This is a genomic window from Bacillus sp. Medicinal_06, from assembly GCF_056711665.1.
Genome location: NZ_JBWYHD010000001.1, coordinates 350,761 through 365,516, shown reverse-complemented (window position 1 = coordinate 365,516; position 14,756 = coordinate 350,761). Strand labels below are relative to the sequence as shown.

At 35.5% G+C, this 14,756-nt stretch carries 12 protein-coding genes, 1 pseudogene and 1 riboswitch; of the genes and pseudogenes, 7 read left to right on the top strand and 6 right to left on the bottom strand.

Annotation, left to right across the window (positions count from 1 at the left end; genetic code table 11):
- Nucleotides 1-62 precede the first annotated feature (62 nt).
- Both AC1M36_RS01910 and AC1M36_RS01905 read right to left on the bottom strand, forming a co-directional pair.
- Nucleotides 63-1,103: a serine hydrolase domain-containing protein gene (locus AC1M36_RS01910; protein ID WP_336452270.1), complete on the bottom strand. Its 1,041-nt coding sequence runs from the start codon at nt 1,101-1,103 to the stop codon at nt 63-65.
- A 39-nt stretch (nt 1,104-1,142) separates the two neighbouring features.
- A pseudogene (locus tag AC1M36_RS01905) lies at nt 1,143-1,507 on the bottom strand (class I SAM-dependent methyltransferase); the annotation flags it as partial.
- Between the two features lie 202 nt (nt 1,508-1,709).
- Between AC1M36_RS01905 and cuyA the strand changes: the two are divergent.
- Complete coding sequence (gene cuyA / locus AC1M36_RS01900; protein ID WP_479845545.1) at nt 1,710-2,705, top strand: D-cysteate sulfo-lyase; 996 nt, start codon at nt 1,710-1,712, stop codon at nt 2,703-2,705.
- 60 nt (nt 2,706-2,765) lie between these two features.
- On the opposite strand, the gene AC1M36_RS01895 is transcribed toward cuyA, so the two are convergent.
- Nucleotides 2,766-3,158: a VOC family protein gene (locus tag AC1M36_RS01895; RefSeq protein WP_336452268.1), complete on the bottom strand. Its 393-nt coding sequence runs from the start codon at nt 3,156-3,158 to the stop codon at nt 2,766-2,768.
- A gap of 371 nt (nt 3,159-3,529) precedes the next feature.
- Here AC1M36_RS01895 and AC1M36_RS01890 point away from each other — a divergent pair, with 371 nt between their 5' ends.
- Both AC1M36_RS01890 and AC1M36_RS01885 read left to right on the top strand, forming a co-directional pair.
- Nucleotides 3,530-5,839: an AAA domain-containing protein gene (locus AC1M36_RS01890; protein ID WP_336452267.1), complete on the top strand. Its 2,310-nt coding sequence runs from the start codon at nt 3,530-3,532 to the stop codon at nt 5,837-5,839.
- Between the two features lie 86 nt (nt 5,840-5,925).
- Nucleotides 5,926-6,030, top strand: a riboswitch (SAM riboswitch).
- Between the two features lie 92 nt (nt 6,031-6,122).
- Nucleotides 6,123-7,325 (top strand): M20 family metallopeptidase, encoded by a 1,203-nt coding sequence (locus tag AC1M36_RS01885; RefSeq protein ID WP_336452266.1) that lies wholly within the window; start codon nt 6,123-6,125, stop codon nt 7,323-7,325.
- A 103-nt stretch (nt 7,326-7,428) separates the two neighbouring features.
- Here AC1M36_RS01885 and AC1M36_RS01880 read toward each other — a convergent pair whose 3' ends face one another.
- Entirely contained in the window at nt 7,429-8,493 is a 1,065-nt protein-coding gene (locus AC1M36_RS01880; RefSeq protein WP_336452265.1) for a CotS family spore coat protein, read from the bottom strand.
- Nucleotides 8,494-8,694: 201 nt separating this feature from the next.
- On the opposite strand from AC1M36_RS01880, the gene AC1M36_RS01875 reads away from it, so the two are divergent.
- The 4 genes from AC1M36_RS01875 (at nt 8,695) to AC1M36_RS01860 (ending at nt 12,131) form a co-directional block, all read left to right on the top strand.
- Nucleotides 8,695-9,840, top strand: a complete 1,146-nt coding sequence (locus tag AC1M36_RS01875; protein WP_336452264.1) for a glycosyltransferase family 4 protein — start codon at nt 8,695-8,697, stop codon at nt 9,838-9,840.
- A 6-nt stretch (nt 9,841-9,846) separates the two neighbouring features.
- The gene (gene cotS / locus AC1M36_RS01870) at nt 9,847-10,914 is read left to right on the top strand and encodes a spore coat putative kinase CotS (RefSeq protein ID WP_420792348.1); all 1,068 of its coding nucleotides are present in this window, start codon (nt 9,847-9,849) and stop codon (nt 10,912-10,914) included.
- A 1-nt stretch (nt 10,915) separates the two neighbouring features.
- Nucleotides 10,916-11,578 (top strand): hypothetical protein, encoded by a 663-nt coding sequence (locus tag AC1M36_RS01865; RefSeq protein WP_479845544.1) that lies wholly within the window; start codon nt 10,916-10,918, stop codon nt 11,576-11,578.
- 85 nt (nt 11,579-11,663) lie between these two features.
- Nucleotides 11,664-12,131 carry a hypothetical protein gene (locus AC1M36_RS01860; protein WP_479845543.1) on the top strand — a complete coding sequence of 156 codons (468 nt, stop codon included), beginning with the start codon at nt 11,664-11,666 and terminating at the stop codon, nt 12,129-12,131.
- Nucleotides 12,132-12,325: 194 nt separating this feature from the next.
- Here the strand turns inward: AC1M36_RS01860 and AC1M36_RS01855 are convergent, their stop codons facing one another.
- Nucleotides 12,326-13,279 carry an NAD-dependent epimerase/dehydratase family protein gene (locus AC1M36_RS01855; protein ID WP_336452260.1) on the bottom strand — a complete coding sequence of 318 codons (954 nt, stop codon included), beginning with the start codon at nt 13,277-13,279 and terminating at the stop codon, nt 12,326-12,328.
- On the bottom strand, nt 13,276-14,565 hold the full coding sequence (locus AC1M36_RS01850; RefSeq protein WP_479845542.1) for a UDP-glucose dehydrogenase family protein: 1,290 nt from the start codon (nt 14,563-14,565) through the stop codon (nt 13,276-13,278). The genes AC1M36_RS01855 and AC1M36_RS01850 overlap by 4 nt, the downstream gene beginning before the upstream one ends.
- Between the last annotated feature and the right edge of the window lie 191 nt (nt 14,566-14,756).

The window sequence follows — 14,756 nt, the reverse complement described above, 5'->3', positions numbered from 1 at the left end:
GATGTTGCTTTAGTATAAGGTTTATTCAAATTGATACGAATTACCTTGATAAAAAAGTTTAATTATATCTCAAAAATTTTCTCGATTCCCTTCATTACTTCAAAGGCTCCAGAACTTTTATTTGAAAGGATTGCTAACTTGATTCCTGATTTAGGATAAAAAGCAGAATGGAAGCTTACGCCAGGGTCATATCCCATTACATGATACTTAATTATAGATTCTTCGTTTTTAGTAATCCAAAGTCCATATCCATAATCTACCCCATCTTTCACATGGATTTGTGAATTTAAAAGTGTTTCTGTGCATTCTTTACTTAAAAGCTGATGAGTAAACAATGCCTCCCAAAATTTGATCATATCTGATGGTGTGATAAAAGCGCCTCCATCAGCTCCACCTTTTATTGGAATCGAGTAGATATTTGTTCTCCATGTTCCATCTTTATTATCTATGTACCCATAGGCAGTGTTTTTAGGGAGTCGGTCTAAAGGGAAATATCCTGAATCATTCATTCCACATCGTTGGAAGAGATTTGCTTTAATATAGTCGGTAAAAGAAAGTCCTGATTGTTGTTCCACAATTAAACCTAAAACAATAAATCCAGCATTATTGTAGTGGAATTTTTCTCCAGGTTGGAATATCATCTCCCCATTTTGAAATAAAGGAAGAAAATCTTTTACGTCATTCAAAAGATACATAGGTGTTTGTTTCCAAAGGTCTTCAAAGTTATTCATTACTTGTTCATCAAAATAGTCTGGTATTCCAGAACTGTGAGTTAAAAGGTGATGAATCGTTATGTCTTTGTTAAAATGCGGAAATTGTATGTTCAAACAATCTTCAAGACGAGTTTCGAAGGATAGTAAACCTTTTTCAACGAGTTGGCAAATCGCAACAGTTGTAAACAACTTACAGCCAGATGCAATTCCAAAGCGTGTATGAACAGTATTCAATTTTTGATCAGCTCTGTTCGCATAACCAAATGCGGATTCAAATAGGACTTCATGGTTATCCTTGATGTAAATAGCTCCAGAAAATTGCTTATCTATTATGTTATGAATTGTTTTAGTAAGATTTAAAACTTGATTGCTCAACATAATCCCCCTCATAAATCGATAGTAATGTATTATTTCTCATTTTAATGCGAATTTCCTTTTAAATTCCTGTGTAGCAGGGGGATCAATTTCAAATATTTTTAGGATGTTTTTGAATTCTAGATGTCGAAAGCTAAAAGTATCTAACCCGGCACCATGTATGACATATTGTTTTAATCCTAATATAACTTCATTAAGTAATACTTTTTCACAATAGGCAGCACGTGTTAAGGGCGTTGGAGAAAGTTAAATCTATGTAATCCATTTTAATATTTCTTCTTTATTTTCTTTGAATTTTTGCGCTATATCTTTGTTGAAAAACTTGTATGTCTTTAACCATATTCTCTTTTGATGACGTTATATTCTATTTGTGAAATTAAATCTTTAGCTATATAGTCATTAAAGATTTTAGGTGTATCGCATTAAAATATGAAACGACTTTATTTATGGGAAAAGCTCTTTTTTATATTTTTTAACAGTGTTTTTCATCATTAGAGTCGCTTTACTTGGATGAATCCAGTATACTGAAAAATGTTTCCTGAAAATAATTTGCTTTAATCCCCATACATATAGCGGAGAGCAGCAATTAGAGAATGAAGAGAGATATAAAGGAGAAAGAATATGAACTTAGCAAAATTCCCTAGAAAAAAATACACAGAATCATACACGCCAATTGAAAAACTAAATCATTTTTCTGAAGTGCTAGGAGGACCTTCTATTTATTTTAAGCGAGATGATTTACTTGGTTTAACAGCTGGCGGAAATAAAACGAGAAAATTAGAATTCCTTGTGGCGGATGCACAAGCGAAAGGTGCAGATACGCTAATTACTGCTGGTGGTATTCAGTCCAATCATTGCCGATTAACATTAGCGGCTGCGGTAAAAGAGAAAATGAAGTGCATTCTTGTATTAGAAGAAGGACTTGAACCGGAAGAAAAACCAGATTTTAATGGGAATTACTTCTTATATCATTTATTAGGTGCTGAAAATGTAATCGTTGTGCCAAACGGAACTGACCTTATGGATGAGATGCAAAAAGTAGCGAAAGAAGTAACCGAAAAAGGAGATACACCATACGTCATTCCAGTTGGAGGATCTAATCCTACCGGTGCAATGGGATACATTGCTTGTGCAGAGGAAATTATGGCGCAATCGTTTGAGCAAGGAATTGATTTCAATGCGGTCGTTTGTGTAAGTGGTAGCGGAGGTATGCATGCTGGTTTAATCACTGGATTTTATGGAAATCAAACGGGGATACCGGTAATCGGAATCAATGTGAGCCGCGGAAAAGCTGAACAAGAAGAAAAAGTATGTAAGCTTGTAGAAGAAACTTCAGCACACGTTGGCATTCCAAACTTTATTCCGCGTGAGGCAGTGGTATGTTTTGAGGAATATGTTGGGCCAGGTTATGCATTACCAACATCTGAAATGGTAGAAGCTGTTCAGCTTTTAGCAAAAACAGAAGGGATTTTACTAGATCCAGTATATACAGGAAAAGCAGTAGCGGGACTAATAGACTTAATCAGAAAAGGTACATTTAAGAAAGAAGATAACATTTTATTTGTACATTCAGGCGGTTCACCTGCGCTATATGCGAATACATCACTATTTTCCTAATATGTAAGAAAATCAGCACCAAAATAAGTGGTGCTGATTTTTTATTGAAAAGAAGTATAATTATCTCTCCGTCTCAAAAAACTCAATCCACTCTCCGTCAGGACCAGCGAAGAAAATATAACGCGTTCCATCAGGTAATGTTTCAATTTCTTTACTTAATAAAAAAGTAACCTCTAATTTTTTTAGTCGTTCAATTTCATCCTCTAATGAATCCACTTTAAAGCAAATGTGATGTACTTTTCCTTCTGTTGGAAGAGAAGGGTTATAGCCTTCAATTAATTCAAGAATTGTTTCTTGTGATTCTTCTACACCTAAAAAAGCGAGTTTTAAGTTTGGATTTGGGTGCCCCATACGTTTGATCAGTTTTAGCCTAACCACTTTTTCATAAAATGAGATCGATGTTTCTAAGTTTGCAACCATGATTCCGACATGTTCGATTCTTCTTATTGGCATGATGAATTCCTTCTTTCTATAAAGTGAAACTTTAATCAGTGGGAGCATCCCCCAACTGATTATCAGCCCTCACCAATCGGGCATTTACGGGCAGTTTATCTCCCGCCTAACTTCTTTAGAAAAGCGGAAGCGGCTCGTTCAGAATCCAGGACGCCCGCGCCCCTGACAGAGAGATGCTTTTTGCCTCAGCGAAACGACCGGAGATTCTAGCCACTAGAGCGGGACATTGCTTGCACCGAATTTTGAGGTGGGGTATTACTGCCCGTTAGTGCGGGATAAATTTCATATGTATCATAATATTGAAAATTAAGAAAATAAGCAAGATAAAAACCTTACAAATTGTATGGCGTTCTATGATATAGTGAGAAAGTATGTTTGGAGAGAAGGAAGGAGACAAAAAGATGAACACAACTTCGCAAACTCCTTCATTAACGGAAACGATGAAAGAGTGGCATCAAGCGTTAGCATATGAAATTAAACATTGGAAAACGATAGGCGGTAGTAAACTATCTATTATCAATGGTCGTTTTCTATATACAGATTATGAAAGTACGGTGTATGTGTTTCAGCTTATTTCGGAAGTAAGCTTACCTGATGGTACTCCCATTCGAATTGAATTTGATGGTGAGGAAGCAACCGGAGAAGTATTATCTGTACATGGATTAGAAATTGAACTAAAATTAAATGATTATATACAAGGCGAAATAAGAGAAGCGGTTTTATATAGTGAACCATGGCAGCTATTAGAACAGCTACAAGAACGTTTGAAAGAGGTTCGAAAAGATAAGCAAAAGCGTCAGCGTGTAAAACGTCTTTTAGATGGAAAGAGTACGCCAAAGCATATAGAGAAGATGAAAAATCCGAAGAATGAACTGGCATATCGTTCTTTTTACAATAGGACGACGTATGTGTGGGGACCACCAGGAACGGGGAAATCTTATAATTTATCACGTATTATTTCCGCGCATTATCAAAAAGGAAAATCAGTACTTGTACTTGCTCATAGTAATGCAGCGGTTGATGTATTAATGAGTGAAGTAACAAAGCAAATCGAAAAGAAAGAAAAATGGACACCAGGAGAAATCGTCCGGTATGGATTTAGCCAACATGAACATATACGGAATCATGATACATTACTAGCTTCTAGACTAGTGGAAACAACGAATGGATCATGGGGAGAAGAAAAGCTCTATTTAGAGGAAATGCGTCAAGATCTTCGACAAAAAATCTTATCGTATAAAGCAACTGCTTCTGATAAAAAGCGTATGCAAGAAATTGAAGGAGACCTCAGAAAACAAAGAGCGAAAATTAAAGAAGTAGAAAGAGAATATATTGAAAATGCAAAAGTAATTGGTGCGACGCTATCCAAATGCGCAATTGATTCTCTTATTTATGAGCGAACATTTGACTTAGTTGTTGTAGATGAAGTGAGTATGGCATATGTGCCGCAACTCGCATTAGCTGCTTCTCTTGGTAAAAGAATTGTCGTTTGTGGTGACTTTTTACAGTTGCCTCCAATTGCGATGGCAAACCATGAGCTTGTTAGAAAATGGCTAGGGGAAGATATGTTTTATCATGCTGGCATTGTCCAATCTGTAAATAGTTATGAAGCACATCCAAATTTATTTATGCTGCAAGAACAAAGACGGATGCATGAGGATATATCTAAATTTACAAACTCATTTATTTATAAGAATAGAGTGTTCGACCATCCTTCTGTTTCGGCAAGGCAGGAATTAGCGGAATTACAGCCATTTGCAAATGAAGCGACTGCTCTATTTGATACTAGTTTGATGGGAGCCTATTCTTTAAAAGATGCAGCTTCTGGTTCACGTTTTAATATGATGTCCGGTCTTGTTGCGATGCAAATGATTTTAATCGGTTTATTAGATGGTGTTCAATCCATTGGAGTTGTCACACCATATCGCGCACAGTCCCGTTTCTTATCAACATGCATAAGAGAACTATTGCAAAAAACAAAGTATCGAAATACACCTGTTTTAGCGGCAACTGTTCATAAATTTCAAGGGTCTGAACGAGACATGATGATATTTGATACAGTAGATAGTTATCCGCAAGAAAGACCTGGTGTGTTATTTTTTGATCATAAAAATCATCGTCTTGTAAACGTTGCGGTAACGAGGGCAAGAGGGAAGTTCATTCAGTTATCGGACTGCCAATATATGCGGAAAAATCTTTCGAGAAAACAAGCGTTATCTCATTTAACTTCTCACATAGAAAGACACGGAAATGTGTATGATCGCAGGTCATCACGTCCGTTGTTCGAACGAAAAATTACAAAGCGCTTGAGATGGTTTATGCAAATGAATTTGGAAGAGACAAAAGTATTGTTAAAAGATATTTTGTCAGCAAAACAAAAAATTATTATTTCGCTTCCAAGTACAAGACAGGTAGATAAAAGAGTATGGCAGGCATTAATGCGTACAGTGGCGCAAGTCACAATATATAGCGATGGACCCATTCCATTAAAAAATGTAAGAGTACAAAGACAAAATAAATCACTTCCATTTATATGTATTGATGATGAAATCTTTTGGGTAGGTGCGCCGTTAACGTCACAAATGACGTTTGAAGGAAGTCCAGAATTCCCTTATATATGTGCGAGAATGCATACTCCTGAAACGATTGGCGTTTTAAAAGGATTTTTAGATATTCGGTAAAATCAAATCGGAATTCCTTGACATTTAGTCGGAATAAAACTAGAATGAAAATAATTTAATATAATTTTATGAAAATAAAAACGATTTTCTTATCAAGAGAGGTAGAGGGACTGGCCCTATGAAACCTCGGCAGCGGATTCAATATGAATACTGTGCCAATTCCAGCAAGTGAAAGACTTGAAAGATAAGAAAGAAGGCATTTTTGAATCTGTATTTTTCAAGCCTCTTTCTATCTTTTAGAGAGAGGCTTTTTTATATGTAAATTTAAAGGAGGAATAGGAAAATGACAACAAAACAAGTAACGTCACACCGAAATAGTATTACTGAAAGCATAGAAAGAAATAAAGAGACGTATGTAAAAACAAGTCATGATATACATGAGAACCCTGAAATTGGTAATCAAGAATTCTTTGCATCAAGAACATTAAGCTTATTACTAGGAAGTGCAGGTTTTCAACTGCAACACAATATAGCAGGACATGAAACAGGCTTTATCGCACGGAAAAGCTCAGGGAAACAAGGACCTACAATTGCTTTTTTAGCAGAGTATGACGCTTTGCCTGGATTAGGTCATGCGTGTGGTCATAATTTAATTGGCACAATAAGTGTTGCGGCAGCGATTGCATTATCAGAAACAATTGAAGAAATTGGAGGTGAAATCGTCGTATTTGGAACACCAGCAGAAGAAGGTGGACCAAATGGAAGTGCCAAAGCAAGTTATGTGAAAGCAGGTTTGTTTAACAATATCGATGCAGCACTTATGATTCACCCGAGTGGAAAAACAGCAACAACAAGTCCATCGCTAGCAGTTGATCCACTTGATTTTCATTTTTATGGAAAGTCTGCACATGCGGCAGCATCACCAGAGGAAGGAATTAATGCATTAGATGCGATTATTCAGCTTTACAGTGGGATTAATGCACTTCGCCAACAACTTCCAGCAGATGTGAAAATTCATGGTGTCATTACTGAAGGTGGAAAGGCGCCGAATATTATTCCAGATTACGCAGCAGCTCGCTTTTTCATTCGCGCAGCAACGCGTAAAAGATGTGCTGAAGTAACTGAAAAGGTACGAAATATTGCACAGGGATCCGCATTAGCAACAGGAACAACAGTAAAAATCAATCAGTTCCAAAATGAAATTGATGAATTATTAGTAACAAAAACATTTAATGAAGTGATTGCTGAGGAATTAGAAAACCTTGGTGAAGATGTAAATCGTAAAGAGAGACTTGGAATCGGTTCAACAGATGCAGGGAATGTAAGTCAAGTCGTACCAACAATTCATCCTTACATTAAAATTGGTCCAGACAATTTAATTGCTCATACGAATGAATTTAGAGAAGCAGCTCGTTCGGAACTTGGCGATAAAGCATTAATTACATCTGCAAAAGCATTAGCGTATGCAGCATACAGATTAATTACAGAAGAAGGAACACTTGCTCAAATTAAGGAAGAATTTAAAGAAGCGCAGCGAAATCAGTGATGTAGAAATATAGTTTTTAGACTTAGAAATTGCAAAATGATAGTAGAAGAAGCCTAACATCTATTTGGTAGGCTTCTTATTTTTTAGTTTCACGTACTAGATTTTAAAATTTCTCAATTAAAGTATTTAAAGCTTTAGATTTTATTCTCTCATATTCCATAGCGCCGGCGAGTTCATCAGCAAGAAGAGGAGATTTTCTAACATATCTTTCACGAATTACATCGTAAAGTTCATATGGAAATAGCATATCGATAAACATGATCTTTTTTTGTTCAGCTGTTAGAGGAGAAATTGATTCGTAAGCGTTAATCATAATATTAAATTGATCCTCATTCCAAACTCCCGTTGTATCTAATAAAGGAATAATCATTTTACGCAAATCACGAATCGGAAGATCAAAAGACACGGTATCTAAATCAATTACCCAAATTTGATTATTTGGGTCAAGAAGGGAATTTCCTGTACCGTAATCTTGATGGCACAGGTTAGGGTTTGATTGTAATTGATTTGTCCAGGTTGTATATTCAGAAGCTAATAGTCGCTGAAGTGTATGTTGTGCTTCTAGAATAAAAGGATCAATTTCAGCTAAGTACAATTGCGAAAATGGATCTTCCTTAGTATTTTCAGCTAAGTTCTTCCAAACATCCATTTGTTGGAATCTCTTGATGTAATGGTTTGGCCAACGTCCTAGTTTTGTGAAAATAGGAACCCCTGGTGGTGGCCTGTAACCAATAGACGCAAGATGGAAGTCAGCTAATCCCTTCATAATCATTTCAAGGTCTTCTTGCATAGTAAGTTCGAAAGGTCTTCCCTCAATCCATTCGTATCCGACAAATAAAAATGGGCCATGTTTTGTGTATAACTGATTATTTTTGTTAGGAATAATACTTGGAACACGCATTCCTTTTTTTGCAAGATAATCTTGTGCATGAATAGAAAATAACGCTTTCTTTTCTGGACGATGAATTCTTTTTAAACAAACAGGTCCATCCGGTGTATGAATTTTCCATACTAATGCAAGTTGTCCCCCCTGTATTAATTCAATGGCATTTACAGTAATATCCCAATCTTGAATCATTGTTTCAGCTAACGATAGTAATTTGCTCTCCTCTTCAGGCGATAATATATATTCTGCTTCTTCTGTGTGTTTTTCCATATATGTCACCATCCTTTATACATTCTCTTATTACTTTATGGTACAAGACAATTGGTTGTTCTAGCCATTCGCCTGTAAGGATAAAAAGTAGAGCTTTTACCTATTTTGTGTTTGGTATTTGGAAAAAGGTGCTCGATTACTCACAATGGTAAGAGCTTTTTCGTAACATATGTTGAAGAGGGTTGTATTCTTTGTGAAATGGAGGGTTAACGTATGAAAATTGCAATAATATCTACTGAAAAACTACCCGTACCAGCAATACGAGGAGGAGCTATTCAAATTTATATGGATGCCGTTGCTTCTATTATTGCTTCAAAAGGAAAAGATGTGACAATTATTTCAATAAATGATCCGGATTTGAAAGATTTTGAAAAAAGAGAAGGTGTTCGGTATATACGTTTTTCAGAAGATGAGTATGTTCCTCGTATTGTTGAACATATAAGCAAGGAAAATTATGATGTAGTTCATTTATGTAATCGTCCAAACTGGATGAAAGTTTTATACGATGCTGCGCCAAAAACAAAATTTGTATTAAGTGTGCATAATGAGATGTTTGCATATGAAAAAATAAGTGATGAGGAAGGGGAGGCATGTCTTTCAGTCGTTTCAAAAATTGTAACAGTAAGTGATTATATTGGTAAGACAATTACTTCTCGTTTCCCAGCAGCGAAAAATAAGACAAAGACAGTATATTCGGGTGTAGATTTAGATCAATATACTCCTGCTTGGACAGCGAGGGGGAAAGCAGTAAGAAGAGATGTTCAAAAAGAGTTGAATTTCCAGAATAAAAAAGTAGTTTTATTTGTTGGTCGATTGAGTAAAGTAAAGGGACCTCATATATTGCTACAAGCACTTCCCAAAATTATTGAACAGCACCCAGATATTATGATGGTTTTTATTGGGTCAAAATGGTTTGGGGATGACAACTTAAATAATTATGTGAAGCATTTGTATACATTAGGTGCGATGTATAAAGAACATGTAACTTTTATTAAATTCGTAAAGCCGAAGGATATACCGACTCTCTATGCGATGTCAGATCTTTTCGTTTGTTCTTCACAGTGGCAAGAGCCGCTAGCTAGGGTGCATTATGAAGCGATGGCTGCAGGTTTACCTATTATTACGAGTAACCGGGGTGGTAACCCAGAAGTAATCGTTGAAGGGAAAAATGGTTATATTGTGCATGACTTCGAGAATCCTGATGTATATGCTGAAAAGATTATTAATCTATTAAATAATAGAAGCAAGTGCGAACAAATGGGAAGAAATGGACGATTAAAAGTTGAGAAGGATTTCAGTTGGAATCGTGTTGCTATGAATTTACTTGGCGTATATGAAGAAGTATCTAGAAAGAAGTAAGAGAGGATGAGGGAATTGGGAGAGGAAACTAGTTTAGAGTATGAACATTTAGAGAAAGTACTGCAATTTTATCCATTTGAGCCGAATAATATTACGTTACAATCAAGCAGAAGTGGAAGAACAATTTGGGAAGTAGAAACAAATGAAGGGGTAAAAATATTAAAACAAGCACATATGAACCCCAAAAGAATGTTATTTGTTGCAGGAGCACATTTACACCTTTTAAACAATGGTTTGCCAATTACAAAGCTTCATAAGACGAAGAGAGGGGCTTTTTGTATTGGGGCTGGTGATTATGCATATGTACTATATGATAAACATCAGGGAAAGGAAATCATTTATTACAGTAAAGAACAACTAGAAAAAGTGCTTATATATGCAGGGCAATTTCAACGAGCATCCGAGGGATATATTTCAGAACCAGAAAGTAAAATACGAAGTCGATTAGGAAAGTGGCATAAGTTGTATAGATGGAAATTACAAGAATTAGAAGGAAATAAAAGGATTGCTCTTTCTTTTCCAAATGATCCATTTTCAATCATGTTTTTAGAGTATGCAGATAAAATGTTAGCGCGTGGTAAGAAAGCATTACAAGAAATTGATGAGCCATACTATAGCCAATGGACAAAGGAAGTTATCGCATCAAAAGGTTTTTGTCAACAAGATTTTACTTTAGCGAGATTTACAGAAATGGAAGACACTGTTTTTATGAAGGAGTTACACTCTATTACAAATGATTTACCAGTTCGAGATTTACGTATTATTTTAAATAAAGTAATGAAAAAAATGTCAGTTTGGGATACTGACTTTGCTGTTCATATGTTGAAGGCCTATGATTCTGAGAATCCCTTGTCACAAGAACAATATCGTGTTCTTTGGACAGAATTATCATTCCCGCATTCATTTTGTGCAATTGCTCATAAATATTACTTGGCGCAGAAGAGGTCTTGGTCTGACGAAAAATATATTTGGGCATTACAAAATATTATTGCTTTGGAGGATTCAAAAGAGGAATTTCTACAAAATTTTCCTGATATTTTTCATGTAATTAAAAGTGGAAGCGGAGGGAAATAAAATGAAATATAAACAGGAGAAAATGGTTATCCCACTTCTTGACCTAGACAAATTTATTTTTTCTCCACCTGGTCCAATGGGATGGGCTCTTTCAGAATATGAACAAACGATGAATAAACCTCAAGATATTGTGTTGAATGAATTATCTGTAGTAGAAAATTTAGCAGCTGTTAAAGGAGTGGAGTTAGTTGAATTACCAACAATTAGCTTTCTCGATGTAAAAGAGGTGGATAATAACCAAGAAATTGCAACAAGTGAGGAGTTAGTAGAAGCGGTAAATGAAGAAGTAAATACTGAGGTAAACGACGGAATAACAGATGAAATAATTGAGTTGGAAGAGAAAGAAGAGTTAGTTTCGCTTGAACCGGAAAAATCGAAACTAAAAGTTAAGATTATTGCACCTGATCAATTAATAGCTCCAAGGCTAATAGTTGGTAGTAATGCTGAGGTAAATGAAGAAGTAAATGAGGAAATAAATGAAGAAGTAAATACTGAGGTGAACGACGAAGTAACGGATGAAATAATTGAGTTGGAAGAGAAAGAAGAATTAGTTTCGTTTGAACCGGAAAAACCGAAACTAAAAATCAAGATTATTGCACCTAATCAACCAGTAGCTCCAAGGCTAATAGAAGGTGCTCAAATTTTTAAAAAGAAAAGGAAGTAAAGAGAAAAAGTCCGCAAGTATATCAATCTTTTGATATGAGTTTAACATACTATATTTATGAAACTATAATAAAGGAGGTTTATCAATGTCTGAAGTGAAAAAAGCAGAAATAAAGTTGGATTTTGAAAACGGTTTTAACTTTGATTCAGGAAATGATTTACAGGAAGCTTTAAGAGTTTTAGTTGATGCAATTCAATCTGGATCACACAATGGTATAGAAGTCGAACTTCAGTATGTAGATGAGTCAGAGGTGAATTTCACTAACGAAGAAGAAGACGAAAGCGAAGCAGAAGGAAACGAAGAAGGCGACGAAGAAGAAGAAGATGAAGACGAAGAAGACGAAGAAGACGAAGAAGAAGATGAAGAAGATGAAGAAGACGAAGAAGAAGAAGATGAAGAAGACGAAGAAGAAGATGAAGAAGACGAAGAAGAAGATGAAGAAGATGAAGAAGAAGACGAAGAAGATGGCGATGACGAAGAAGAAGATGAAGAAGAAGACGAAGAAGATGGCGATGACGAAGAAGAAGACGAAGAAGAAGAAGATGAAGAATAAAACAATACCCCCAAATAAGGGGGTATTGTTTTATTTTAGATTATTTGCATGTGGATTGAGGAGAATCGATTGTTTTTACAAAATTTTCATACATATGTTCTAGCCTATCAGCTGGATGTTGCAACTTGGATGATTTCACTTCTAATTGCTAGAGAGGGCAGCTTTTCTGTAGATATATATGATATTTTCATAAGTTATCCTCTGTTGTAGAGTTGGTTTAAATAATTGATCTCTGCTTGTAACCCGTCAGCTAACGAAATGGAAGGGGAATATTGTAGGAGGGAAGTTGCTTTAGAAATATCCGCCCATGTGTGTTTAGGTTCTCCAGGTACTGCGTTGAGAAAATGTATTTTTGCTGTCTTACCGAGTTTTTTCTCTAGCAAGGAAATGATATCTAAAACGGATGCTCGTTCTTTTCCGCCGATATTGATGATTTCACCTGTTATATGATTTTGTGTTTCTAATGCAGCTATGGTACCGCGTATACAGTCATCGATATAAGTAAAATCACGTGTTTGAGTTCCGTCACCAAAAATAGTAAGAGGTTTATCTTCTAACATTTGTTTTATTAGTCTATGAAACGCCATATCAGGGCGTTGGCGAGGTCCATATACTGTAAAGTATCTTAGAATAACAATCGGTATATGGAAGTTTGTTTGATATATATGACATAGATGTTCTCCGCTTAATTTTGTCACACCATATGGTGATAAAGGAGTAGGAAACAAATCTTCAGAAACTGATCCTGTTTTTTCACCATAAACGGAAGAAGTAGAGATATGAATAAATTTACTTAAATTTATATGCTTACAGGCTTCAAGTAAGCGCTGTGTAGCGAGAATATTATTGGTCACATATGGATCGAAATCTTTCCCCCAACTTGTTCGTACACCGGGAATTGCAGCTAAATGATAGACAATATTTACATCTTGTAAAAGCTTAGATAAATCTGTAGTTAAAATATCACCTTGTATAAATTGAAACCGTGGGTGATTTTTGAATTGTTGTATATTTTGATGTTTTGATGTAATGGGAGTAGGACCGATGAAATGATCGATCCCAATTAAATGATAGGATTCGTTTTTGAGTAATGCTTGACATAGATGGGAACCGATAAAACCGGCTGCGCCTGTAACAAGGATTTTCATGGACGACCAACTCCTATATATTGTAAACCATGTTTTTCTACTTCATTTTTTTCAATACAATTCCGACCATCAACAATTGTATTTCCTCGCATTAATTTTTTTACTTGTTGCCAATCAAGTGTTTTAAATTCATTCCATTCTGTCGCAATGATTACACAATCAGAATTTATAATAGAAGATTTCAAATGAGCATGCTCCGTGACATGTTTTTTTAGAGGAGAAGGAAGGTGGGCTTTTGGATCGTAGGTATGAATTTCGTAACCAAGAGGAATTAATTTTTCAATCAGTGTAATAGCAAGCGAATAGCGTATATCATCTGTAAGAGGTTTGAATGAGATTCCTAAGACTGTTATTCGGTTTGAAGTACGGTCTTTAAATTTGTTTTTAATTTTTTCAATATAGTAGTCTACTTGTGTGGAATTAATAGATTGTACAGCTTGCAAAATGAGAGGCTCGACTTGTCTGCTCTTTGCTGTATAGATTAATGAATTCAAATCTTTCGGGAAGCAGGAGCCACCATATCCAATTCCAGCTTGGAGAAAATGAGGGTTAATTCGGAAATCGTACCCTATTCCTTTTGCTACTTCCGTAATATCAACTTGATATGCGTCACAAATTCTAGCAATTTCATTGATAAAAGATATTTTTGTAGCTAAAAAAGCATTGGAAGTGTACTTAATCATTTCTGCACTACTTAAAGTGGTATGAAAGAATGGAGCTTTAATATCTTTATATATTTCTTGCATAATTTCAAGCGACTTTGTATCGCCCTTTTGTATACCTACCACTGTTCTATCTGGAAAGAGCATGTCATGGACGGCTGATCCTTCTCGAAGAAATTCGGGATTAGAAACAATATTAAAAAGTAAAGAGTCTATCCCTTTTTTTATGAGCATTTCACCTATGAGTTGATTTGTACCAGGTGGAACTGTGCTTTTTGTGATAATCGTTTTATATGATTTTATGTTTTGAGCTATTGTATCGATAACAGAATAAATGTATTGTAAATCTGTTTTTCCATTGGGAGCGGAAGGAGTTCCAACAGCAATCATAATAACCGGCGTTTGATGAATGACTTGACCAACATCACTACAAAATTTTAAACGATTTTTATTTTTATATAGAAGCTCTTTTAAATCCGGTTCGTAAATAGGAAGATCGCCTTTTTGAAGAATATCAATTTTACTTTGGTCGTTATCAACACAAACAACATGGTGTCCTAAATTTGCTAATACTGCTGCTGAAGTTAGTCCAACATAGCCAGAACCTATTATACATATGTCCATAAGAAGACACGCACCTTTCTAAAAATTTGTACTTGCTTGTATATTATATTGATGGACAAGTCTGACTTGTGCCATATCAAAAGCCCTATTCATACGATAAACGATAGGGAGAGATAAGTTAAATGCCTTTTTTTGATAGAGTGATGAGCGGATAACGGATTACTGAATATACTATTGGAAATAGGATGAAG

Excerpts from the sequence above, each read along its gene's own strand:
- AC1M36_RS01865 (WP_479845544.1), top strand. The coding sequence starts at position 10,916 with ATGAAATATAAACAGGAGAAAATGGTTATCCCACTTCTTGACCTAGAC.
- AC1M36_RS01855 (WP_336452260.1), bottom strand. The coding sequence starts at position 13,279 with ATGAAAATCCTTGTTACAGGCGCAGCCGGTTTTATCGGTTCCCATCTA.
- cotS (WP_420792348.1), top strand. The coding sequence starts at position 9,847 with ATGAGGGAATTGGGAGAGGAAACTAGTTTAGAGTATGAACATTTAGAG.
- AC1M36_RS01880 (WP_336452265.1), bottom strand. The coding sequence starts at position 8,493 with ATGGTGACATATATGGAAAAACACACAGAAGAAGCAGAATATATATTA.
- AC1M36_RS01910 (WP_336452270.1), bottom strand. The coding sequence starts at position 1,103 with ATGAGGGGGATTATGTTGAGCAATCAAGTTTTAAATCTTACTAAAACA.
- AC1M36_RS01885 (WP_336452266.1), top strand. The coding sequence starts at position 6,123 with ATGACAACAAAACAAGTAACGTCACACCGAAATAGTATTACTGAAAGC.
- AC1M36_RS01895 (WP_336452268.1), bottom strand. The coding sequence starts at position 3,158 with ATGCCAATAAGAAGAATCGAACATGTCGGAATCATGGTTGCAAACTTA.
- AC1M36_RS01860 (WP_479845543.1), top strand. The coding sequence starts at position 11,664 with ATGTCTGAAGTGAAAAAAGCAGAAATAAAGTTGGATTTTGAAAACGGT.
- AC1M36_RS01890 (WP_336452267.1), top strand. The coding sequence starts at position 3,530 with ATGTTTGGAGAGAAGGAAGGAGACAAAAAGATGAACACAACTTCGCAA.
- AC1M36_RS01850 (WP_479845542.1), bottom strand. The coding sequence starts at position 14,565 with ATGGACATATGTATAATAGGTTCTGGCTATGTTGGACTAACTTCAGCA.
- AC1M36_RS01875 (WP_336452264.1), top strand. The coding sequence starts at position 8,695 with ATGAAAATTGCAATAATATCTACTGAAAAACTACCCGTACCAGCAATA.
- cuyA (WP_479845545.1), top strand. The coding sequence starts at position 1,710 with ATGAACTTAGCAAAATTCCCTAGAAAAAAATACACAGAATCATACACG.